This is a genomic window from Ensifer sp. 1H6, from assembly GCF_001976035.1.
Classification (GTDB): Bacteria; Pseudomonadota; Alphaproteobacteria; order Rhizobiales; family Rhizobiaceae; genus Ensifer; species Ensifer canadensis.
This window is the reverse complement of sequence record NZ_MOAI01000003.1, coordinates 197,493-218,479: the sequence shown is the minus strand read 5'-3', so window position 1 is coordinate 218,479 and position 20,987 is coordinate 197,493. Positions and strand designations below refer to the sequence as shown.

Below are 20,987 nucleotides of genomic sequence, written 5' to 3'. Positions count from 1 at the left end.
AGCGGGCAGAGGGGCAAACATGTGGCGAATGCCCCTCGGATCGAAGCGTATCAATAGTAGTCCAGCTCTTCGAACTTCGTGTCGCCGACATTGACGTCGCCAAGCGTACGGAAGCTGATGCGGGCGCCGATCGACCAGTCGTTCGCAATCGTGTTGTCGGTATCGCGTTCCTGCTTGTAGACGAGCGAGAACAGCGTGTCTTGATCGTCATAGGTGATGCCGAAGCCATTGCGCGAGATGACATCGTTGTTGATGTCGTAGGTTATCGCGCCGAAGACGGACCAGTAATCGTGGAACCTGTAGGCCGCCGCGGTCTGGATTTCGTCCTGGTTGTCGAGCGAGCCGTAAAGCGGCTGCGCCTCGATGCGCGTATAGGTCATTGCCGCCTGCCAGGTAAGGCCAAGATACCCCACGGTGGCATCGGCGCGACGCAGCGCCAGGTCCTCTTCATCGAGACGGCCGGAAAGGCTGGCCATAAGGCCAGACGGCGCATCGACACCGAACATGGCGACGTAGTCGGACCGTGTGCTCTCGAGGCCCGAATTCGCTCCCGCCTGGACCAAGTCTTCCGTTGCGAACGAGTTCAAACCGCCAAGCTGGTAGGATTGGCCGACGATGCCGCGCAAGCCGTAGCCGCTGTCGAATGTCCCGGTATAGCGAAGACCGACGTTGGCGCGCGTGCCGCCTTCGATGCGGTCGAAGCCGGAGTACTTGTCGCGATCAAACAGGTTCGTCGCGTCGAAGACAAAGCTCTGCGCATCTTCGTTTGGCAGGCCACCGGGATGCTGCTCGTCGGGACGGGCATAGATCTGGGCGATCGGCTCGAGTACGTGGCTGCTGTTGTCGCCGACGAAGAGGATCGGATAGCGCGCTTCGAGGCCCGCCGTCAGCATCCGCCGCGTCGCGGCGTCGCTGTTGTCATAATCCCCGGCATAACCAGGCCCCGGATCCGTCATGTTCAGGCCGAGCGCATCACCGCGCGCGGCAAGCAACGGCGTCAGCACGAACCCGCCCGGAGCAATGTAGGTACGCTTCCATTCGAGTTCGGCCGTGAGGCGGTGCGACGTGCCCTCGAGACCTAGGTACCTGTTGACGTCTGGAACGGCGTCAAGGTCAAGCCGGTTTCGCTTGATGTTGGTGAGGTTCACCGTCGCCGAAAGTTCGCCTCCCAATACCGGCTCTGGCGCCTTGTAGGAATAATCCAGAACCTGCGCGGTAGGCTGCTGGTTTTCAGCGATGCTGTTCGGATCTGCGTCCTGGATATCGAAATAGAAGGCGCGCAGGTCGAAGAAGTTCCGCTTGCCAAGCCCGGTCAGATACGCCTGGTTGACGTAGGTCGTTCCGTCGAAAGTCGACAGTTCGTAGGTCTTGGCGAAGTTGTTGTCGGATTGGACGAGGACGTTCCAGCCGAAGCTCCAGCGCGGATTGATCTCGAATACGCCCCTGGAAGCGACCATGCCGCGGTTCGTTTCAAGCGCGTCGACCGTACCAGGCGTGAAGCGGCTCTTGTCGAGCTGGCTGATGCCGGCGAAGCGCAAGGTGTGAAGGCCGTTGTGGAAGCTCTGGCGAAACTCGCCTTCGAGCAGGAAGCCTTGGCGGCTCAGGCCCGTCACGGTGGCGGTCGCGTCCATATAGGGCGAGATCGCCCAATAGTAGGGGACGCCCACGCCTGCGCCGAGCTTCTGTGTGTACTGAAACTGCGGGAACAGGAAGCCGCTCTTGCGCTTGACCGTATGATCAGGCAGTTCCATCACCGGAATATAGGCGATGGGCTTGCCAAAAAGCTCGAAACGGGCGTTTTCCAGCCGTATCGTCCGCGTACGTCCATTCTGGACGACGCGCTGGGCCTTGATGTGCCACAGCGAACGGTGATCGGGCTTCGTCGTGCAGGGCGTGCACGCGGTGTAAACGGCCTCGTTGAGGATGAATTCTTCGCCGTTCCGCCGTTCGCCGCTGGTCGCAGCAAGCCGTGTCAGATCGGTCGTCTCTATCCGCAAGGCATCAATGAAGCCGTTGCCGAAGTCATCGGTGACGTCCATCTTTTCGGCATAGACGACATTGCCGCCCGGCTCGATCAACTGGATTTCACCGGTGGCATGAATGCGGCCCGATTTCTGGTCGTATTCGACCTGTCGGGCCACCATCTTGTAGCCGCCGTAATCGATCTGCACGTTGCCGCGCAAGATGACCTTTTCGGCGTCCTTGTTATAGACAAGCTCATTGGCGGACAGAAGCAGCTTGGCATCTTCCGGCATGTTCGGGCGCAGCGAATCAAGGCGCTCCGACGTCTGCTGCGCGAGCGCGGGTGCACTCATTCCCATGGCAAGTGTCTGCAGCGCCACTCCTGCGAGCAGGGCAGCGTTGATCAGCTTTGTACGTTTGCGGTTGCCTACCGCCACTAGCCATCCTCCTGATTTAAAAGAATCGTCGAGCCCAGCGCCATCGCTACAACAACTGGCAACCAGGCTGCAACGAAGGGAGGTACAATACCGCTGCTCCCGAATGCTTTGACAAGCACGGTGACGACATAAAGCACGAAGCCCGACAGGATTCCACCGAGAATCACCGAGCGCGATTGGTTGAACCGGCTAAATTTCAGCGACACGCACGCAGCGATCAGCGTCATGGCGACAAGCAGCAGCGGCAGTGACAACAGGGAGTGGAATTGGGTTTCCATGCCGTTTGTGGAAAAGCCGAAGGAGCGCGCCACCTCGATCTTCCGCGGAAGGTCGAAAAACTGAATGGAATCAGCCTTTGCAAGCCTTTCCTGAACAAACTCTGGCTTCAGATTCGTGCGGAGTTGTGCCGTTTGCAGACGGCGAGGCAGCTGTCCGCTGCTTGTTTCCGTTACGCCATTAAGAAGCCAGTAACCATCTTCGAGTTTAGCGGAGGCGGCATCCTGTCTCAGAATGATCGAACCCTGTGGATCAAAGTGGATGACGGTGACGTTCAGAAGTGTGGTGCCGCCATCCTGAACCGAGCGTGCGCCGATGATCGTATCGGTGCCTTCATAGATCTGTCGCAGCCAGGGAATCGAGCCGGCATCCGAGGTGCGCGATGACCCGAGGGCAGCAAGCAGGGTCTCTTCCTTCTTCGTGCCCCAGGCTGCGAGCGGGTTTAGCGCAAGCACGGCGAGTACGCCGAACAGGAAGGCGCCAAGCACGAACGGGCGCAGGAACTGCCACACCGAAATGCCCGCGGCGCGGGTAACCACGAGCTCGTAGCGGCGGTTGAGCGAGATCAGAGCCGCCATCGCCGAGAAGAGTGCCACGAAGGGCACGGTTTGTTGCAGGATGGTCGGGATCCGGAACGCGCTGATCAGCAACGCGCCGGTGACCGAATAGTGCGGAAGGTTGGACAGGCGGCTCGCCTGTTCGCTGAAGTCGATGATGAAGACCAGCGAAAAAATGCCGACCAGAAACCAGAAGGTCGTGACAGCATAACGGGTCAGAAAGTAGCGGCCGAGTGTGGTGAAAATCATGATGCGTTGCTCCCGTCAGATGAGGGGCGCACGAGGCGAAGGCGAACCATCAGCTCGGACAGCTTTTCCTGCCAGGTCATCGGAATGTCGAGACGCCGGTTGCTGGCGAGTTGGTGAATGGCGAGCGCTCCGGTCGCAAGGGGCACGATATACATCAACGGAACGAACCAGACGGAATCCTCGGCGCTGTTGCCCGCATAGAACGTCATCCATCGGATGACGAGGGCAGAGCCGAGTGCGCTGACCATCGGATGGACGCGCGCCTCGCGGTGCGAGCGTGCATCACTGCAGAAGACAAGCGCGATCAGGCCGAACACCAGCGGGAACGTCCATTCCGTCAGGCGGCGGTGCAGTTCGGCGGTGAAGGCAAGCGGGTTGCCCTGGTAGACAGAATCATTGGGATCCGGATTGAAAAGATTGGGAAGGTCGCGATCCTTGGCGCGTATCGTCGCTTCGCGGGTCGCCTTCGTCATGTCGGCCAGATCGAAGGCGTAGGAATCGAATTTGATGATCGACACGCCGCCGTCCGGCAGTTTGCGTTGGACTTCGCCGTCCTTCATGACCAGCGCCGAGCTTTTCTCGTCCACGGCACCTTCGCGCGCATAATAGACGAGCTCGAAAGCCGGGTTGCGCGAATCGGCAACGAAAATCCCCTCAAGCACACCACCGCCGCGCCGGCCGCCAACCTGGACATAGAGGCCGTCAGTAATCTTGCGGAAGGCGTTCTCCTGGACGACCGAGGAAAGCAGGTCGGCGTTGGCCGTTGCTAGCATCTTGCGCACAGCGACGCGCGAATAGGGCTCGACAAAATTGTCGACCACGAACGACAGGACGCTAAGGCCAGCGGCGAGATAGATGATCGGCCGGATGATGGTCATGCGCGAGCTTCCGGCCGCGTTCAGCACCGTCAGCTCCGAATCGGTATTCATCGTCGTGAGCGTCTGGGTTACGCCGATCACCAGGGCGAAAGGCAGAATGATCGGCACGACCGACGGCAGAATGAGCGTTGCCAGCTTCAGGAAGGCGAAGACGGACTGCCCGCTATCGGTAACCAGGTTGACGTTGGTCAGGGCCTGCGTCGTCCACACGATGCCGAGCAACGGCAAAAGCGTAGCGAGGAACATGGTCAGGGCACGCCGGAAAATGTAGCGTTCGATCAGCTTCATGTCCGTTTCCGGTCCAAATCCATGCTCATGTTTCTGTGCCGCACCGCCGCATCGAAACGCCTGTTGCTGCCGCCGCCATCAGCGGGAACCGAGCTTCCGTCTCACGTCCGGCGCTGCTCAAATCGTAAAGCAACTGGGATAATTTAAGACGAAGAACCTCGGTTAACCGCATGTAAACATCTGCGGGCATCTTGCCAAGCCGTTGAAAAGCGAGAAGGGTGCCGACCACAGCTTTGACGGTGGTAGACGCAGCGAATGTTTGTCACTGTCACCCCCCGGTAACAGGGCGGGTCGTGTAAGACCGAAAAATGCCCGGAGTTTTGTAATGTCTATGAAATTTGAGTTCACCTTCGCCAAGTCCCATCGCCCGGCGGGTGGTGTTGCGGTCCTCCTGAAAGCCGCCGCAGGACAGGCGGCGGGCGCCGATGTCGCCGATCCGGAAGGCGTGCTGGCCAAGGCGGCGAAGGTCAAGAAGTTCAGCGGCAAGGCATTCTCCACCCTCGATATCATTGCCCCGCATGGCTCGCCCGCGGACCGGATCGTGGTTCTTGGTCTTGGTGACACCGATGCATTGACCGATCACGATTGGCTGAAGGCAGGCGGCGCGGCAGCCGCAAAATTGCGTGGAGCCGACAAGGCCACGATCTTCATCGACGTCCCCGACCTCGATGTCACCGGCAAGGCGGCGGCCGACTTTGCGCTCGGCATGGAAATGAACGCCTACAGCTTCGACGGTTACAAGACGAAGAAAGCGGACGACGATGCCAAGCCGGCAGGCAAGCCGGTCAAGGTGACGATCGTTACCGGCGCGGTGATTGCAGCGAAGAAGGCTTTTGCGACGGCGCAGGCGGTCGGCGAGGGCGTATTTCTCGCCCGCGACCTGGTCAACGAGCCGGCAAACGTCCTCGGTCCGCTGGAGTTCGCCGCCAAGGCGAAGGAGCTGGAAAAGCTCGGCGTCGAGGTGGAAATCCTCACCGAAAAGGAAATGAAGAAGCTTGGAATGGGTGCGTTGCTCGGCGTTGCCCAGGGCTCGACGCGTCCGCCGCGGCTGGTCGTGATGCAGTGGAAGGGCGGCAAGTCCAAGGATCGCCCGGTCGCCTTCGTCGGCAAGGGCGTCGTGTTCGACAGCGGCGGCATTTCGATCAAGCCCGCGGCCGGCATGGAAGAGATGAAGGGCGACATGGGTGGTGCTGCCGCCGTCACCGGCTTGATGCACGTGCTCGCTGCCCGTCACGCCAAGGTCAACGTCGTCGGCATCATCGGGCTTGTGGAAAACATGCCGGATGGCAGCGCACAACGCCCAGGCGACATCGTCACCTCGATGTCAGGGCAGACGATCGAGGTCATCAACACCGATGCCGAGGGACGTCTCGTTCTGTGCGATGCACTTTGGTATTGCAACGACCGCTTCAAGCCGCAGGCCATGATCGACCTTGCGACGCTGACAGGCGCCATCATGGTTGCGCTCGCGACCCATCACGCCGGCCTGTTTTCGAATGATGACCGCCTGGCCGGCCAGCTGTTGGCCGCCGGCATTGCCACGCAGGAGCGCCTCTGGCGCATGCCGCTCGGCAAGGAATACGACAAGATGATCGACAGCAAGTTTGCCGACATGAAAAACACCGGCGGACGTCATGGCGGCGCGATTACGGCGGCGCAGTTTCTGCAGCGTTTCGTCAAGGATACGCCCTGGGCGCATCTCGATGTCGCCGGAACCGCCATGGGCTCGCCGACCGACGAAGTCAATCAATCCTGGGGCTCCGGCTTCGGCGTTCGCCTGCTCGATGAGCTGGTCCGCGCGAGCTATGAGTCCTGAGCGGCATCGTGAGCCGCGGTGAAGGTCGTGGAGAGATCGGTGTGATCGAGGTCCTTTTCTATCACCTGACGGAATCGAAGCTCGAGGACGCACTTCCACCGCTGCTCGATAAAAGCGTCGAGCGCGGCTGGAGGGTGGTGGTGCAGACGGTCGATGCCGAGAGGCGCGATGCGCTCGATACGCATCTCTGGGTTTACAGGGACGAAAGTTTCCTGCCGCACGGGACAGATGCCGGGGAACTCGCTGCCGAGCAGCCGGTTCTCCTGGTGGCGGACGATGGCAATCACAATGCCGCAACCGTTCGCTTCGTCGTCGACGGTGCCAACCCGCCACCGGTCGATACTTACGAGCGGATCGTCTTCATGTTCGACGGCTACGACCAGGAACAGCTCGAAGCCGCTCGCGGTCACTGGAAGCGGCTGAAGGGTGAGGGCCACAACCTCACCTATTGGCAACAGAACCGTGACGGACGCTGGGAAAAGAAGGCCTGAGCGACGCAAGAACGGCTTCAAGAAGACAAAGCCCGCGGCAAACCGCGGGTTTTGTTTTTCGATCCTGTCCGGACGCCTAGTCGTGGAAGGCTTCGACGAATTTGCGTCGGCCGAGCATGAAGGCATCGGCGACATGGCGCAGCGGCGCCAGATCGACGTCCGACGTCTTGGCCCTGATGATTTCGGCGAAGCGCTTGTAGAGCATCGGATATTCCTGCTCCGGCTCCTCATGCACAATCTTGCCGTCGACCGAGAGCTTTGCGCCACCTTCCGAAAGCACCATTTCGCCTGATGCGGTCTGCGCGACGATGTCCCAACTCTGTTTACCGGTCTGGCGCCAGTCGAACTCTGCCGAAACCGCCAGCTTGTTCGCGTCGGTGAAGGCGATCGTGGCGGCGATCGGGGCGTCGCGGTTCTCCGGGAATTCCAGCGTGGCTGCGGTTATGAACAGCGGCCGTGGCAGGATATGCGTTACGATCGACAGCGCATTGATACCCGGATCGAAGATACCGAGGCCACCGGCCGCCCAGATCCATTCCTGATTCGGATGCCAGTGCCGCACGTCCTCCTTCCAGATGATCTTCACATCGTGGATTGCGGTCGCGGTGAGAAACGACTTCGCTGCCTCTACTGCCGGTGCATAGCGCGAATGCCAGCTTGCAAACAGTGACAGCCCCTTAGATGCAGCCAGAGCCTCCAGATCCGCGACTTCGCTCAATGTGGCGCCTGGCGGTTTTTCGAGGAAGACATGTTTGCCGGCCTCAAGGGCCGTGCGCGCGGCCTCATACCGGTATTGCGGTGGCATGCAGAGCGATACCGCGTCGATTGCGGGAACGGCCTCCAGCATCGCTTCGATCGACTTGAAATTATCGATGCCATCGACGGTGCCGTGGCGGCTCGCCGCAGCAATCAGGTGGTAGTCGTCGTTCTTGGCAATGGCCGGCAGGTGCTGGTCACGAACGATCTTGCCGACGCCGACAAGCGCGATTTGAATTGGAGGCATGGTGTTTCGCTCATATTAGTATGATTTATTGTCGGTTCTTGTAGCAGATTGCGCGGCGCGGGCAAGCACTGCCGAAGAGACGCGAGCCCGGTTTGCTGAACGCCAAACAAACGGCAACGGACCCATTCTTTCTGGCCTCCTGTGCCCTACAGCGCCGCGCGTCTTATCAGACGCGCAAAGGTCGCTGTAGCACTTTGAATTGCTGCATGTTTTTATCCTTAAATCGAATAGGATTTAAGGAGCATGCAGTAGCTTCTACAATCCATGATGCCAATCCACATGTGCAGCAAACGCGACACGCGCGGTGACCGGCAGAACGAGGAGAGATTATGCACCACGAAATCCGCCATGCCAGCCGCCACGAACTCGATGCCATCATCGATTGGGCGGCCCGCGAAGGCTGGAACCCGGGGCTCGACGATGCGGCGGCATTCTGGGCGGCGGATCCGGAAGGATACTGGGTGACGGAGCGCGAGGACAAGCTCGCAGCCGCCATATCGCTGGTGCGCTACGACGAGAACTATGCCTTCCTTGGCTTCTACATAACGGCACCGGATTTCCGCCGGCAGGGTATCGGCGGCCAGATGTGGCAGCACGCCTTGGCGGCGGCGGGACAACGCATTGTCGGTCTCGACGGTGTCGTTGCCGAGCAGGAGAACTACCGGCGGTCTGGCTTCGTTCTCGCCCACGCCAATATCCGCTATGGCGGCATCGTCGACGCGGTCGAGCCTCCGGGTACGGACCTGGTGGAGGTTGCGCCGATCCACATGCCGATGCTGATCGACTACGACCGTCGCTTCATGCCAGCCCGGCGCGACACTTTTCTCACCGAATGGCTGAGACCGGGCCGTACGCGACGAAGCGTCGTGCTGCTCCGGGACGGTGCGATTGCCGGCTACGGCACCTTGCGCGCCTGCCGGCAGGGCTACAGGATCGGTCCGCTCTTTTCCGAAAGCGAGACGGCAGCCGACCTGGTGTTTCGAAAGCTGGCTGCGACGGTGAAGGGCGAGGAGATCCACCTGGACATTCCCGAGCCGAATGCCTCGGCGCGTGCGCTCTGCGAGCGCTACAACATGAAACCGGTTTTCGAAACGGCGCGGATGTATCGAGGCGTCGTGCCCGATCTGCCGCTCGCCCGCATCTACGGCATCACCACCTTCGAACTCGGCTGACCGGCGACGTGCCGGGACAGCCATTTCGAAAGTGTCGGATCAGATGGCCATCGCCTCTTCGTACTCGGACGAGAGCTCGAGCCATTGTTCCTCGGCATGCGCAAGTTTGTCGACTGCGTCGGAGCGTTCCTTGGCCTTCTGCGCGGCCTTCGCCGGCGACTTTTCGTAAAGCGTTGGGTCGGCGAGTTCAGCGTCGAGCGCTTGAATCACTTTCTCCAGCTTTCCCGTCAGCGATTCGATTTCGTTGATCTTTTTTCTGAGAGGTGCCAGCGATGCGCGCTTGTCCGCGTTGGCCTTGCGCTGGTCCGCCTTTGACAGGGAATCGTCCGCTCCGGCTGCCTTGGGTTTGTCCTCCTTGGCCTTAGGGCCGCCGACGATCAGGCTCCGATAGTCTTCCAGGTCGCCGTCGTAGCTCGTCACCGTTCCGTCCCGCACGAGCCACAGCCGGTCGGCGGTCGCCTCGATCAGGTGGCGGTCGTGCGAGATCAGGATCACGGCGCCGGAATAGTCGTTGAGCGCGGTGATCAACGCATTGCGGCTGTCGATATCCAGATGGTTGGTCGGCTCGTCGAGGATCAGCAGGTTGGGCGCGTCGAAGGCAGCCAGCCCCATCAGCAGGCGTGCTTTCTCGCCGCCCGAGAGGTCCTTGGCAGGCGTTTCCATCTTCTCGGTCGCCAGGCCCATCTGCGCCACGCGGGCGCGCACCTTGGCTTCCGGTGTTTCCGGCATGCGACGACGCACATGTTCGACGGCGCTTTGGGTCGGGATCAGATCATCCAGCTGGTGCTGCGCGAAGAAGCCGACCTTGAGGTTCGGCGCGATCTTCAACTCGCCGGATTCTGGCGCCAGCCGCCCGGAGATGAACTTGGCGAAGGTCGACTTGCCGTTGCCGTTCGAGCCGAGCAGCGCGATGCGATCATCGGTGTCAATCCGCAGGTTGAGGCGCTTGAGGATCGGGTTGCCGGGCTCGTATCCGACGGTTCCGCCGGTGACGGCGATAATCGGCGATGCGGCCTCTTTCTCCGGCTCTGGGAAGGAGAAGCCCTGAACGTGATCCTCGATCACGGCCGCAATCGTACCCATGCGCTCCAGTGCCTTGACGCGGCTCTGCGCCTGGCGGGCCTTGGTGGCCTTGGCCTTGAAGCGGTCGATGAAGCTCTGGAGGTGCTTTCGCGCCGCGTCGTTCTTGGCCTTCGCCTTCATCTGCAACTCGTCGGCTTCCGCCTTCTGTCGCTCGAACTGGTCGTAAGGCCCGCGATAGTAGGCGAGCTTCTTCTGGTCGAGATGCACGATGGCGTTGACCGCCGTGTTCAACAGATCGCGGTCGTGGCTGATGATGATGACGGTGTGCGGATAGCGGCGAATGTAATCTTCGAGCCAGAGCGTACCTTCGAGGTCGAGATAGTTGGTCGGCTCGTCGAGCAGCAGCAGGTCCGGCTCGGAGAAGAGAACGCCTGCGAGCGCCACGCGCATCCGCCAACCGCCGGAGAAGGAGGAGGCAGGGCGCAGCTGCGCTTCGTGATCGAAGCCGAGGCCGGCGAGAATGCTCGCCGCACGCGCCTCCGCCGAGTGGGCGCCGATATCGGCGAGCCGGGTCTGGATTTCTGCAATACGGTGCGGGTCGGTCGCGGTCTCCGCCTCGGCGACCAGCGCCGTGCGTTCCTTGTCCGCCTTGAGCACGATCTCGATCAGCGGTTCCTCGGTGCCGGGCGCTTCCTGTGCGACCTGGCCGATCCGCGCATTCTTGGGCAGCGAAATTGTGCCGGCTTCCGAAGCGAACTCACCGGTAATGATACGGAACAGCGTCGACTTGCCGGCACCGTTTCGTCCGACTAGCCCGGCCTTCGTGCCCGCCGGAAGCGTCACGGATGCGTTTTCGATGAGGAGACGGCCCGCGATGCGGGCGGAAAGGCCGGAAATCTGGATCATTGCGGCCTTTTGCCCGGACTTGAGCCGGAAGGCAAGAGGTGCGTCGCGACTGCAGTTTCGGCCCGGCGCGTGGATGTCTGGTTCGCGGATTTCAAGGGGCCATTGTTATCAATTCATGAACAACGCGTTCCGACAATCGATACTACACATCCTCATCGTGAGGGACCATCTGTTTAAGCGAAGGGCAGCGAAAGCTCTTCCGACCGCCTCGATCGACTGAACGCCATCGGCAAGGCCACCGCGTTCCAGGAAAGACCGATCCGGCCAAACGTAGTTTTGATGAAACCCTCGTTCAAGCGAACGAGCCTCCCAGGAGCAAAGACGATGAAAACCACGATCCACACCGCACTCGCCGCAGCTCTCGTTGCAACAGCCGTTCTCGGCGGCGCCTCCGCCGCCTTTGCCGGCGGCAGCTATTACGAAGGCATCAGCCCGACCCCGCTGTTTACCGAACGCGCTCCCAAGGCCGCCGGTAGCTCCGCCTTGAACATCCGCGGTTCGGAAGCCGGATATGTCGACCGTACGTCCACCGGCTCGGTCCACAATTACGATGCCAGGCCGCAGGTTGTTCAGGGCGGCGAAGGCGAATACTACCAGGGCATCTCCCGCTAAGGCGCATTCCGTCTCCGGTCATGGGGCTTCCAGCCCCATGACGCTCCATCCCCATCAAGGAAAACTCCCATGAAAAAGTCCATCGCAACGCTTCTCGTTGCAGCGGCAACGTTGGCCGGCGCATCCACCGCCTTTGCCGGCGGCAGCTACTATGAAGGCGTCAGCCCGAAGCCGCTCTTTACCGGTCGTGCAGACGCTTCGGCAGGTGCCGGCGTGTCCGCAAACACGTCGACGGTGGTGATTACTATGCCGGTATCGAGAACAAGGCGGTTGACGCCGCGGCGACAGGCGCGATTGCCAACGGCAATGCGAAGGCCTTCGGCAAGACCGGTCAGGACAGTCAATAACCCACGCCAAACGGACGACCAGATAACCCGGTCCCGCCAAGCGGGGCCGGGTTATCTCGTTTTGGCGTTGCCAATGAGGTGATTTGCCATGACAGAAAAAATTCACGTCGCTGAGCGGCTCTTCGAACTCTACCACTGCGTCCACCGCCTGGTGAACGCGTCCATGAGTGAAGAAGGCGTCTCGCTCGCGCGCAGCAAGTTCCTGTTCTATCTCAGCGAACTCGGGCCATGTCGCTGCGCCGACATCGCTTCGGCACTCAGCTTTGCCCCGCGAACCGTCACTGAGGCGATCGACGGACTTGAGCGCGACGGGATGGTCGTCCGCGAGCCGGATCCCGAGGACCGGCGAGCAAAGATCATCTCGATTACCGACCTCGGCCGGGCCGGCCTCGAAGCGGCGCTCCGGCCACGTCGTCAGATGATCGAAGAGCTTTTCTCGGCGCTCGATGACAATGAGCGCACGGATCTTCATCGCCTGCTCGGTCGGCTGGGTGACAAGGCTTGCGAAATCGGCACGAGCCGGATGGCCGTGCATGAGCGGCAGTCAGAAGCGGCATGAACCCTGGAGATCGCGACGCGCTTTAGGCAGCGTGCGGCGAATAGATCTTCGCCCGTTTGCCGCCAAGCTCCGGCGTATAGGCAAGAATTCCCGAGCGCGATCCCGTTCGGGCGGCCGCAAGCGCCAGTTCGGCCTGCTGCATGACGTCGGCTGGCGTCGCCATCGGCTGGGCCGTCGCGATGCCGGCCGAGAGCGAAAGGGTTTCGGTCGTGAAAGCACGGCCGGGCAGGGCGACGCGCAGCGCCTCCACCGATTGCTGGATGCGCTGCGCAATTGCTTCGGCGTTCTCCTCTGTGACGTCGCTGCAGAGGAACGCAAATTCCTGGCCGCCGACGCGTGCGACGAAGTCACTCTTCTTGATCGACTTGCGAAACAGCGTCGAAAGTTTGCCGAGCGCCTTTTCTGCCGCGCTGCCGCCGTGCTGCTCGGCGATACCGCGCAACCCCTCGACTGACACGACAAGCAGGGCAACCGGCTCGGTTATGCCTTCGGCTTCCAGCATTGTTCTCAAACGCGCCGCCAGGGCCAGGCGATTGGGCAGGCCGGTGGCGGGGTCGCGGGTCAACGGTTTGCGGCTTTCGGCGAACTCGCCTTCCAGCGCTGCAAAGCGCTCGGCGCTTACCTGCAAGGCTGTTTGAAAAGCCTGTTCTTCATTCATCAGCAGGCCGGCCGCATCCCGCAACCTCGCTGCGTCGTCGGCAAACTCCGACAGGCCGGCAACCGGGTCGGCGACCAGGCGGTCTTTGAAGCGGTCGAGCTGGCTTCTGAAGGCGTGTTTCTGCGCCAGGCTGTGCCTCAGCTGCAGAGCAAGTTCGCTCAGGGCCTCCTGTGCTGCTGCCCTTGCCCTGTCGGCGGCAAGTGCCCCGTGAGCCACCAGATGATGCTTGAGGCCGAGTTCGTCGAGGGCGTCCTGCTGCGGCGTGGCGCCGAGCGCCGCCAGATCGCGCGAAAGCTGCGGTAGCCGGCCGGACAAGGCTTCATAGACAAGTTCATAGTTGCGTGGCAGTGCCGCGATGCCAAGCTGAGACATGGATTGCGCCACCTTCAAAATGATGGTGGTGCTTTTCGTCTGCGATCGGCCGGTGTTCGCGGCAACTTGCCTGGTCATTCCGTGGTCGTCCTCGATGCCTGTATGGGATCCGAAAACACTATGGCGGCGCTGCGTTTAAGGGAGTCTGAAGATACCAGGCGCGATACCAGATCTGCCCGGTATGGTTGTCGAAATCCCACCGCAGGAGGGACTGGCGCAACCGATTGGAGCGGAAAGTCGAAAGTTGCTGTTTTAGTTCATGTTTATAGTTGACGGAGCTTGTCAACAATTATATCCCGCCTTGCTAAATCGGGCGGGAGGCTCGAATGCAGAGTGATGGTTTGACAATGCCCCCTTCATTCATCGCGGATCTTGCGGCGTGGGGCGAGCGTCCCGCTCTGGTTCTTCCCGGTCGGCGTTTCGTCAGCTACCGCGACCTGCACGAAAGGGTCGACCGTCAGGTCGCACTTTTTCCGCGCACCCGCGCGCTGATAAAGCTTGAGCCCGAACTCTCCGAACATGCCATCATTGCCTATCTCGCAGCGCTTAAGGCCGGACATGTGGTTGCCATGCAGGCGCCGCGCGCCGCCGGCACTGCGGCCTGGACGGACATGTTCGAACCGGACTGTGCCTATTGCCGGATCGACGGCCGTTGGCGAACCGAACATCTGGGGGGCAGTGACAAGCCGTTGCATCCGGACCTCGGCCTCCTGCTGTCGACCTCTGGCAGTACCGGGTGCGGCAAGGCGGTGCGGCTTTCGGCTGGCAATGTTTCGGTCAATGCCCGCTCGATTGCCGAATATCTGGAGCTTGGCGCCGACGATCGCAGGTGCTTGATCCTGCCGCTGCATTACTCCTATGGCCTTTCGGTGCTGAACGCCCATCTGACTGTCGGCGCCAGCCTTTACGTTCCCAGCGGCTCGATCCTTGATCCAGGATTCCTTGACGGTCTTGCGGCCAGCGGCTGCACCAATCTTTCCGGCGTGCCCTATTCCTATGAACTCCTGGAAAAGGTCGGCTTTCGCGACCGTGCGTTCCCGCAACTGCGTTTCATGACGGTTGCCGGCGGACGTATGGCGCCGGAGCGCGTTCGTGCCTATGACGAGCATCTTCGCGCCCAAGGCGCCGCTTTATTCGTCATGTACGGTCAGACCGAAGCGACGGCCCGCATCGCCTATGTTCCCCCCGCGCGGCTCAAGGGCAATGAAGACCGGATCGGCGTCGCCATTCCCGGTGGCATGCTATCGATCGCGGATGATGAGGGGCGAGCGATTGCCGGTGCCGGTGTCGCCGGCGAACTTGTCTATCGCGGCCCCAATGTGATGATGGGCTACGCCTCGTCGCGGCAGGACCTGGCCCGCGGCGCAGACCTTGACGAACTGCATACGGGCGACCTGGCGGTCCGCGAAACCGATGGCCTTTTCCGCATCGTTGGACGCATGAAACGCATGTCCAAGATCGCTGGCCTGCGCATCGGCCACGATACCCTCGAGCACGCGCTCGAGCGGCGCGGTGTTGTGGCGGCAATCGTCGGCGATGACGAAGGGCTGCATGCCTTCTTTCAGGGCGAAGGCCGACTCGAGGACGTGCGCCGCCTGCTCGTTGCCGCGAGCGGCCTGACACTTGCCCACATCATGGCCACGCACGTGCCGGAAATCCCGAGGTTGCCATCGGGCAAAGTCGACTATGGTGCCCTGAGCCTTGCAGCAAAGCAGGCGATCGCCGCCGGCCACGGCGATCGCGAAGGTATCGAAAGCCTCTTCCAGCAAGTGTTCTATCCTGCACGGGTGAAGCCGGAGGATAGCTTCCTCTCGCTCGGCGGAGATTCGCTGCGTTTCGTGCAGCTCTCGATTGGTCTCGAAAAGGCGCTTGGACAGGCTCCGGAGATGTGGGAGGCCATGCCGATCGCAACACTTGCGGCGCTGGAAAAGCGAGAAACGGCGACGGCAAGGATCGGAATGGATCTGATCATCCGTGCCTTGGCTATATTGCTCGTCGTTCTTCACCACGAAACCCTGTGGCCGCTGCCGGGCGGATCGGCTGCCATGGTTATCCTTGCCGGTTTCAGCCTCGCCCGATTCCAGATGGGGCCGCTTCTGGCCGGTGGTGGCTTGGCTATTCTGCGACCACTCACGCAGATCCTCGTGCCCTATTATCTCATTGTCGGCGCCTATGCCGCCGTTTGGGGCGAAGTCCCCTGGGCATCGATCTTCCTTGTCGGCAATTTCGGTTTCGCCGATCCGGAGACCCGTGGCATGGTGCCCTACCTCTATTGGTTCATCGAAGCCTATTGCCAGATGATGCTGGTCTTCGTGGCGCTGTTCGCGATCCAGCGCTTCCGGCGGCTTGCTGCTCGGCAGCCCTTTGCGATGGGCATGCTGTTGCTCGGCGTGGCGCTGATCGCCAGGCTGGCCTTGCCGATACTCTGGCCGATCGGCAACCGGCAGATCTTCACCTTGCCATGGATCTTCTATCTCGCTGTGATCGGCTGGTGCGCCGCGATCGCCGAAACGCATCTGCAGCGACTGCTTCTGGTGGTCGCGGGAGCTGGCGCCTTCCTGTTTTTCGGCCTTTACGAGGGCGTCTGGATCGGCACGAAGATCAAGTATCTGCTGTTGATCGCCGTGCTCGTTGCTCTGGTCTATGCGCCGCGCGTCAGCGTTCCGCGCTGGGCAGCGCAGCTGGTGCTGCCGCTATCGGCTGCCGGCTTCCATATCTACATCCTGCACCGTTTCGTGCCGGAGCTGTTGATGACGCCGCTGCAGCCGCATCTCCCAACGGTGCTCTTTTCCACAGTCTCGATCGCAGGCGGCATCGCGCTTGGCCTCGCCGCCTGGCTCTTGCAACGCCAATTGCTCAAGGCGGCTGTGAACGGAAGGCCCAAGCCCGGACTGTCGCTTAATCATCTGCGGCCGAGTGCCAGATGGGCTGTTTTAGTTCGCCCACTTTTCGCCTTCGGTCCACAAAAAGAACGCGAGATCCAGCACAATTGATGGACGCCCAAGCGCTGTCAGCGTCGCGTGCACCTGGCCGCGGTGATGGGTCTGGTGATTGAAGACGTGGGCGAGCGTTGGCCCGAGCTTCTGCGTGACGATCACTGGTGAGCTCAGCGTCGTGTAATTGAAGGTGGCGGCAAACCGCGCCTCATCGAGCCCGTAGATCCAGGCAATCATTCGCGCATCTTCCCGTTCGCGTGCGCTGGTAAGGCTGGCGAGATCTTCATGGAGCATCGTATCCAGCGCTGTCGGCGCGTCGCCTTCGCCGGTGAAACGTTTCATCCAGATCCGATCCGCGGCAAGGATATGATTGAGCGTCGCAAGCGCTGACCCGAAGAATGCACCCTTGCTCTGCCTCAGTTCGCTGTCCGGAAGTTCTGCGGCCGCTGCGTAGAGCCGGCGGTTGGCCCAGATGTTGTAGTCGGCGAACATGCGAAAATGATCGAGCATCTGTTTCTCCTTCGTGGTCGCGAAGTTAGCGCAGATCCGCATTCCTGTGGCGAATGCCACCCATGAAATTTAATCATTTGATCGTTCGATCCGTCTGGCGTCGAATGAGGTGAGACGATCCAATTTTCGCCGGGAGATCACGTGAGCAGGAAACTCTATTCGCTTTGCGGTGCCGACAGGGCCCGACCTTTTTCACCGCATGTCTGGAAGACCAAGCTGTCGCTTGCGCATAAGGGGCTCGACTTCGACGTCGTTCCGATCGGCTTTACCGAGATCCCCAAGGTAGAGGAAGGCGCCACCAAGCTCGTGCCGCTTCTGCGCGACGGCGACCGGCTGGTACAGGACAGTTTTGAGATTGCCGTCTATCTCGACGAGAACTACCCGGATCGGCCGTCGCTGTTTGGCGGACCGGGCGGCATGGCCATGGCCCGCTTCATCGAGGGCTGGTCGCAGACGACGCTGCATCCGGCAATCGCTCGCATCATCATCAAGGATATTCACGACAGGCTCGATCCGGTCGATCGGGTCTATTTCCGCGAAAGTCGCGAGGCGCGCTTCGGCACTTCGCTCGAAGCGGTGGCTGAAACCGGAGGCGCGGCCCTTGCGACCTTCTCCGACAAGCTTGAGCCGCTGCGCCATATGCTGAAGTTTCAGCCCTATCTCGGCGGCGAGCGGCCACTCTTTGCCGACTACATCGTCTTCGGTGCGCTGCAATGGGCGCGTATCGTTTCGCCGCAACGCCTGCTTTCCCAAGGCGATCCGGTCACCGACTGGTTCGAGCGTTGCCTCGACCTGCACGATGGCATCGGCCGCTCTGTGACAGCGGCGTGAAACCCGCAAGGCTCGCGGCGAATCGTGAGTGAACCCCCTTGTTTTGCGCGGAATTGGCGGCTAATGAACCGCCACTTCTCAAGAAAACAAGGGAATTGAGCCAATGGCGATTGAACGTACCTTTTCGATGATCAAGCCGGACGCAACGAAGCGTAACCTGACCGGCGCCATCACCAAGATGCTCGAAGACGCCGGCCTGCGCGTCGTTGCTTCCAAGCGCGTCTGGATGAGCCGCCGCGAAGCTGAAGGCTTCTACGCCGTTCACAAGGAACGTCCGTTCTTCGGCGAACTCGTCGAGTCCATGTCTTCGGGCCCGACCATCGTTCAGGTTCTCGAAGGCGAAAACGCCATCGCCAAGAACCGCGAAATCATGGGCGCCACCAACCCGGCAAACGCTGATGAAGGCACGATCCGCAAGGTTCACGCCCTTTCGATCGGCGAAAACTCGGTTCACGGTTCGGACGCTCCGGCAACGGCTGCTGAAGAAATCGCATACTGGTTCTCCGGCACCGAAATCGTCGGCTGAATTCAATATCTGCATTTCCGGCCATAACGGCTTGAAATCACTCGATTGAACCGGAGCGGAAACGCTCCGGTTTTTTCATATCGGGCACTTTGCCGTTTCAAAATGCTCCGGCGCCTTGCCGTCCCGGAAGACCGCCGGATTCTTGTCGTATGCCGGACCCTCGACCAGTGGCTTCGCCGGCAAGATATCTTGGTCGACATCGGAGGTGACGGTGGTCTCCAGTTTCTGCAGCGTTTCGCCCGCAGGTCCTTTCACCTCGATCGTCACCGCATAGGGCCTTTCCTTTTTCACACAAGTCAGATCGGGACTTTCCAGCACCACTCTGTCGAGCTTTGGAAAGAGCTTGCGCGTCACCTTGAGCGACTCGCCGCCCACCGGGTTCTCGAATGTCGCGATGACAATGCTACCCTCGGGCACGGGCTCCGTCTTCTGGAGCGTGATCGTGTAGACGGCATAGGCGAGGCGGTAGTTGAAGATGAACATCTTGCCAGTCAGCTTTAGCGGATCGGGGCCGGTCTCCCGTTGGCAGCCGGCGATCAGCATCACCGTCATCATGGCCGCAAGCGTTGCAATCGTCCGTATTATCATTGTGCCTCCTCCTTGCTGCGGCGATAGTGACGCTTGGCCTTGCTGCGGTTGCCGCAGACGGCCATGTCGCACCAGGTCCGGCTGCGGTTGCGGCTCCTGTCCAGAAATAGCCAGCCGCAATTGGGGCAGATCTTCAGCCGATCGGGTTCGGGATTGGCGACGAGGCTGAGTGCGGAATGGGCCGTAGCGGTGTCGAGCGCGACGGCGTCTCCACCGTTGCCGGCACCACGCAACACCGCGGCGATCGCCTCGAGCAGGTCGGCCATCAAGTCTACCCGCTGCTCGGCCTCCGCCTGCGCCCGAAAATGCCGATCCGTTGCCTCGCGCAACGTCAAGAGCCTGGTGCGGTTCGGCTCGGCAACGGGCAACAGCGTGCCAAAGCGTTGGCTCTCGGCGCAGAACCGGTTGGCGGCTCCGGCGAAGCCGTCGAGCGCCGGGACGTCGGCAAAGCGATCGATCCGCCTCGCGGGATCAAAGCGCAGGATGACGGAGTTGGCGACATCCAGCGCCAGCGCGCCGCCGGCAAATCGGTGTGCGGTCCAGGTGAAGGTCATGAACAAATCCTAACTGGTAAATGTGATTTTACCAGTTATATTGATGTTGTCACGCTCCCGGATGCGCCATGCTCTATTTCCTGCAGCAGATCGCCAATGCCGTCCCTATCGCCGCGCTCTATGCTGCGCTGGCATTCGGCTATGCCATCGCCTTTGCCGTGACCCGCCGGGCCGATCTCACCTACGGTGCTCTCTTTGCCTTCGCCGGCCAGATGTTCGTGCTGTTTGCCAATTTCGGCTGGAACCAACTGTGGCTGGTGCTGCCGGTAGCGCTCGGCCTCGGCGCCGCAGCGGGCCTCACACTCGGCGTCGGGGCAGGGCTTGTCGCCGGGCGCTATGTGATGCGCCCGCTTGCATTCTCGTCGGCCAACACTGTCGTCGTCGCGTCGCTTGGCTGTCTTCTGGTGCTGATGGAGACCGCGCGGCTGGCGTCGGAAACGAAGAGCCTGTGGCTGCCACCGTTTCTGAACGGCAACATCGTCTTCTGGTCCGATGCCAAGTTCCCGGTGACGCTGACGGTGATCCAGTTGCTCAACACGCTGTTGATGGTGGCGCTGGTCGCGAGCGGTCACTGGTTTCTGGCGCATAGTCGCGCCGGGCGGTCGTGGCGAGCGGTGTCAGAGGATCGTGGCGCTGCTGCCCTGTGCGGCATCGATGCGGCGCGTGTCTATATCGCCGCCTATGGCGCCGCGTCGCTGATCGCCGCCTGCTGTGGCATCCTGGCCGCGTCCTACTATGGCAACATGGATTTCGGCACCGGGCTAACCTTCGGGGTCAAGGTGCTGTTCATCGCGGCGATCGGCGGCCAGACCTCGCCGCTTTGTGCCGCGCTCGGTGCAGCAGCGATCGGCCTGCTCGAAACGCTCTGGGGCGCGTATGGCCCGATCCTCTGGCGGGATTTCGCGATCTTCGGCTTCCTCGTCATCGTGCTCGCGGTGACGCGGCAGGAGAAAATCATCCCCTGATGTCAGCGTTTCCAGCGATCACGCGCCGTGTCGTCGGCATCCTTGGCGCTGACCCAACCGCCGGCCGTTCCGTCGCTCGAGTGCTCCTTCTTCCAGAAGGGAGCGGAGGTCTTGAGGAAATCCATGATGAAGTTGGCGCCATCGAAAGCCGCCTGCCGGTGCGGCGAGGCGGTGATCACCAGCACGATGTTTTCGCCGGGATTGATCTTGCCGTAGCGATGGATCGCCGTTGCCGCTTGCAGCCCGAAGCGTTCGACCGCCAGCCTGCAGATGCGTTCGATTTCGGCTTCGGCCATTCCAGGATAATGCTCTAACTCGAGAGCGGTCAGCGTGCCCGCTTCGTCGCGGCAGAGGCCCGAAAACGTCACAACCGCCCCGATGTCAGGGCGGCCGGAAGAGAGCTTGGAAACCTCGGCCGAAAGATCGAAGTCCTCGCACTGCACGCGCACGGTGACGGCCGCGCCCATGGCG

General features: G+C 61.3%; 20 protein-coding genes. 9 read left to right on the top strand and 11 right to left on the bottom strand.

Annotation, left to right across the window (positions count from 1 at the left end; genetic code table 11):
• Window positions 1-50 precede the first annotated feature (50 nt).
• Genes BKP54_RS05520 through lptF form a run of 3 tightly spaced genes read right to left on the bottom strand, consistent with a single transcriptional unit; the run spans window position 51 to window position 4,647 of the window.
• Window positions 51-2,399 (bottom strand): LPS-assembly protein LptD, encoded by a 2,349-nt coding sequence (locus tag BKP54_RS05520; protein WP_025426461.1) that lies wholly within the window; start codon window positions 2,397-2,399, stop codon window positions 51-53.
• Window positions 2,399-3,481, bottom strand: coding sequence for an LPS export ABC transporter permease LptG (gene lptG / locus BKP54_RS05515; RefSeq protein ID WP_025426462.1), 1,083 nt, complete (start codon window positions 3,479-3,481; stop codon window positions 2,399-2,401). The genes BKP54_RS05520 and lptG overlap by 1 nt, the downstream gene beginning before the upstream one ends.
• Window positions 3,478-4,647, bottom strand: a complete 1,170-nt coding sequence (gene lptF, locus BKP54_RS05510) for an LPS export ABC transporter permease LptF (RefSeq protein WP_025426463.1) — start codon at window positions 4,645-4,647, stop codon at window positions 3,478-3,480. Before lptF ends, lptG begins: the two co-directional genes overlap by 4 nt.
• A 325-nt stretch (window positions 4,648-4,972) precedes the next feature.
• On the opposite strand from lptF, the gene BKP54_RS05505 reads away from it, so the two are divergent.
• Together BKP54_RS05505 and BKP54_RS05500 are read left to right on the top strand one after the other, a co-directional pair.
• The gene (locus BKP54_RS05505) at window positions 4,973-6,463 is read left to right on the top strand and encodes a leucyl aminopeptidase (protein WP_025426464.1); all 1,491 of its coding nucleotides are present in this window, start codon (window positions 4,973-4,975) and stop codon (window positions 6,461-6,463) included.
• 41 nt (window positions 6,464-6,504) lie between these two features.
• Entirely contained in the window at window positions 6,505-6,954 is a 450-nt protein-coding gene (locus tag BKP54_RS05500) for a DNA polymerase III subunit chi (RefSeq protein ID WP_025426465.1), read from the top strand.
• Between the two features lie 76 nt (window positions 6,955-7,030).
• Here BKP54_RS05500 and BKP54_RS05495 read toward each other — a convergent pair whose 3' ends face one another.
• A complete protein-coding gene (locus tag BKP54_RS05495; RefSeq protein WP_025426466.1) occupies window positions 7,031-7,957 on the bottom strand; it encodes a Gfo/Idh/MocA family oxidoreductase in 927 nt (308 codons plus the stop codon).
• Between the two features lie 329 nt (window positions 7,958-8,286).
• On the opposite strand from BKP54_RS05495, the gene BKP54_RS05485 reads away from it, so the two are divergent.
• A complete protein-coding gene (locus BKP54_RS05485; RefSeq protein WP_025426467.1) occupies window positions 8,287-9,129 on the top strand; it encodes a GNAT family N-acetyltransferase in 843 nt (280 codons plus the stop codon).
• 39 nt (window positions 9,130-9,168) lie between these two features.
• Here BKP54_RS05485 and BKP54_RS05480 read toward each other — a convergent pair whose 3' ends face one another.
• Window positions 9,169-11,058 (bottom strand): ABC-F family ATP-binding cassette domain-containing protein, encoded by a 1,890-nt coding sequence (locus BKP54_RS05480; RefSeq protein ID WP_057211449.1) that lies wholly within the window; start codon window positions 11,056-11,058, stop codon window positions 9,169-9,171.
• Window positions 11,059-11,382: 324 nt separating this feature from the next.
• Between BKP54_RS05480 and BKP54_RS05475 the strand changes: the two genes are divergently transcribed.
• On the top strand, window positions 11,383-11,670 hold the full coding sequence (locus BKP54_RS05475) for a hypothetical protein (protein WP_025426469.1): 288 nt from the start codon (window positions 11,383-11,385) through the stop codon (window positions 11,668-11,670).
• A gap of 149 nt (window positions 11,671-11,819) precedes the next feature.
• On the opposite strand, the gene BKP54_RS35760 is transcribed toward BKP54_RS05475, so the two are convergent.
• Window positions 11,820-12,014, bottom strand: coding sequence for a hypothetical protein (locus BKP54_RS35760; RefSeq protein WP_158071675.1), 195 nt, complete (start codon window positions 12,012-12,014; stop codon window positions 11,820-11,822).
• Between the two features lie 91 nt (window positions 12,015-12,105).
• Between BKP54_RS35760 and BKP54_RS05465 the strand changes: the two genes are divergently transcribed.
• Window positions 12,106-12,576 (top strand): MarR family transcriptional regulator, encoded by a 471-nt coding sequence (locus BKP54_RS05465; RefSeq protein WP_025426471.1) that lies wholly within the window; start codon window positions 12,106-12,108, stop codon window positions 12,574-12,576.
• A gap of 22 nt (window positions 12,577-12,598) precedes the next feature.
• Here BKP54_RS05465 and BKP54_RS05460 read toward each other — a convergent pair whose 3' ends face one another.
• Entirely contained in the window at window positions 12,599-13,684 is a 1,086-nt protein-coding gene (locus tag BKP54_RS05460) for a GGDEF domain-containing protein (protein ID WP_025426472.1), read from the bottom strand.
• Between the two features lie 248 nt (window positions 13,685-13,932).
• On the opposite strand from BKP54_RS05460, the gene BKP54_RS05455 reads away from it, so the two are divergent.
• Window positions 13,933-16,599, top strand: coding sequence for an AMP-binding protein (locus tag BKP54_RS05455; RefSeq protein WP_084814305.1), 2,667 nt, complete (start codon window positions 13,933-13,935; stop codon window positions 16,597-16,599).
• On the opposite strand, the gene BKP54_RS05450 is transcribed toward BKP54_RS05455, so the two are convergent.
• On the bottom strand, window positions 16,540-17,052 hold the full coding sequence (locus tag BKP54_RS05450) for a DinB family protein (RefSeq protein ID WP_025426474.1): 513 nt from the start codon (window positions 17,050-17,052) through the stop codon (window positions 16,540-16,542). The genes BKP54_RS05455 and BKP54_RS05450 overlap by 60 nt on opposite strands.
• Window positions 17,053-17,193: 141 nt before the next feature.
• Here BKP54_RS05450 and BKP54_RS05445 point away from each other — a divergent pair, with 141 nt between their 5' ends.
• Both BKP54_RS05445 and ndk read left to right on the top strand, forming a co-directional pair.
• The gene (locus BKP54_RS05445; protein ID WP_025426475.1) at window positions 17,194-17,883 is read left to right on the top strand and encodes a glutathione S-transferase family protein; all 690 of its coding nucleotides are present in this window, start codon (window positions 17,194-17,196) and stop codon (window positions 17,881-17,883) included.
• A 103-nt stretch (window positions 17,884-17,986) separates the two neighbouring features.
• Window positions 17,987-18,409: a nucleoside-diphosphate kinase gene (gene ndk / locus BKP54_RS05440; protein WP_025426476.1), complete on the top strand. Its 423-nt coding sequence runs from the start codon at window positions 17,987-17,989 to the stop codon at window positions 18,407-18,409.
• Between the two features lie 75 nt (window positions 18,410-18,484).
• Here the strand turns inward: ndk and BKP54_RS05435 are convergent, their stop codons facing one another.
• Together BKP54_RS05435 and BKP54_RS05430 are read right to left on the bottom strand one after the other, a co-directional pair.
• Complete coding sequence (locus BKP54_RS05435; protein WP_038575989.1) at window positions 18,485-18,997, bottom strand: hypothetical protein; 513 nt, start codon at window positions 18,995-18,997, stop codon at window positions 18,485-18,487.
• Window positions 18,994-19,551, bottom strand: coding sequence for a CGNR zinc finger domain-containing protein (locus tag BKP54_RS05430; RefSeq protein ID WP_025426478.1), 558 nt, complete (start codon window positions 19,549-19,551; stop codon window positions 18,994-18,996). The genes BKP54_RS05435 and BKP54_RS05430 overlap by 4 nt, the downstream gene beginning before the upstream one ends.
• A 68-nt stretch (window positions 19,552-19,619) precedes the next feature.
• Here BKP54_RS05430 and BKP54_RS05425 point away from each other — a divergent pair, with 68 nt between their 5' ends.
• Window positions 19,620-20,516, top strand: a complete 897-nt coding sequence (locus BKP54_RS05425; RefSeq protein WP_025426479.1) for a branched-chain amino acid ABC transporter permease — start codon at window positions 19,620-19,622, stop codon at window positions 20,514-20,516.
• A gap of 2 nt (window positions 20,517-20,518) precedes the next feature.
• On the opposite strand, the gene BKP54_RS05420 is transcribed toward BKP54_RS05425, so the two are convergent.
• A complete protein-coding gene (locus BKP54_RS05420) occupies window positions 20,519-20,983 on the bottom strand; it encodes a molybdenum cofactor biosynthesis protein MoaE (RefSeq protein ID WP_084814304.1) in 465 nt (154 codons plus the stop codon).
• Window positions 20,984-20,987 lie beyond the last annotated feature (4 nt).

Excerpts from the sequence above, each read along its gene's own strand:
- lptG (WP_025426462.1), bottom strand. The coding sequence starts at position 3,481 with ATGATTTTCACCACACTCGGCCGCTACTTTCTGACCCGTTATGCTGTC.
- lptF (WP_025426463.1), bottom strand. The coding sequence starts at position 4,647 with ATGAAGCTGATCGAACGCTACATTTTCCGGCGTGCCCTGACCATGTTC.
- BKP54_RS05505 (WP_025426464.1), top strand. The coding sequence starts at position 4,973 with ATGTCTATGAAATTTGAGTTCACCTTCGCCAAGTCCCATCGCCCGGCG.
- BKP54_RS05495 (WP_025426466.1), bottom strand. The coding sequence starts at position 7,957 with ATGCCTCCAATTCAAATCGCGCTTGTCGGCGTCGGCAAGATCGTTCGT.
- BKP54_RS05485 (WP_025426467.1), top strand. The coding sequence starts at position 8,287 with ATGCACCACGAAATCCGCCATGCCAGCCGCCACGAACTCGATGCCATC.
- BKP54_RS05480 (WP_057211449.1), bottom strand. The coding sequence starts at position 11,058 with ATGATCCAGATTTCCGGCCTTTCCGCCCGCATCGCGGGCCGTCTCCTC.
- BKP54_RS05475 (WP_025426469.1), top strand. The coding sequence starts at position 11,383 with ATGAAAACCACGATCCACACCGCACTCGCCGCAGCTCTCGTTGCAACA.
- BKP54_RS05465 (WP_025426471.1), top strand. The coding sequence starts at position 12,106 with ATGACAGAAAAAATTCACGTCGCTGAGCGGCTCTTCGAACTCTACCAC.
- BKP54_RS05460 (WP_025426472.1), bottom strand. The coding sequence starts at position 13,684 with ATGACCAGGCAAGTTGCCGCGAACACCGGCCGATCGCAGACGAAAAGC.
- BKP54_RS05455 (WP_084814305.1), top strand. The coding sequence starts at position 13,933 with ATGCAGAGTGATGGTTTGACAATGCCCCCTTCATTCATCGCGGATCTT.
- BKP54_RS05450 (WP_025426474.1), bottom strand. The coding sequence starts at position 17,052 with ATGCTCGATCATTTTCGCATGTTCGCCGACTACAACATCTGGGCCAAC.
- ndk (WP_025426476.1), top strand. The coding sequence starts at position 17,987 with ATGGCGATTGAACGTACCTTTTCGATGATCAAGCCGGACGCAACGAAG.
- BKP54_RS05435 (WP_038575989.1), bottom strand. The coding sequence starts at position 18,997 with ATGATAATACGGACGATTGCAACGCTTGCGGCCATGATGACGGTGATG.
- BKP54_RS05430 (WP_025426478.1), bottom strand. The coding sequence starts at position 19,551 with ATGACCTTCACCTGGACCGCACACCGATTTGCCGGCGGCGCGCTGGCG.
- BKP54_RS05425 (WP_025426479.1), top strand. The coding sequence starts at position 19,620 with ATGCTCTATTTCCTGCAGCAGATCGCCAATGCCGTCCCTATCGCCGCG.
- BKP54_RS05420 (WP_084814304.1), bottom strand. The coding sequence starts at position 20,983 with ATGGGCGCGGCCGTCACCGTGCGCGTGCAGTGCGAGGACTTCGATCTT.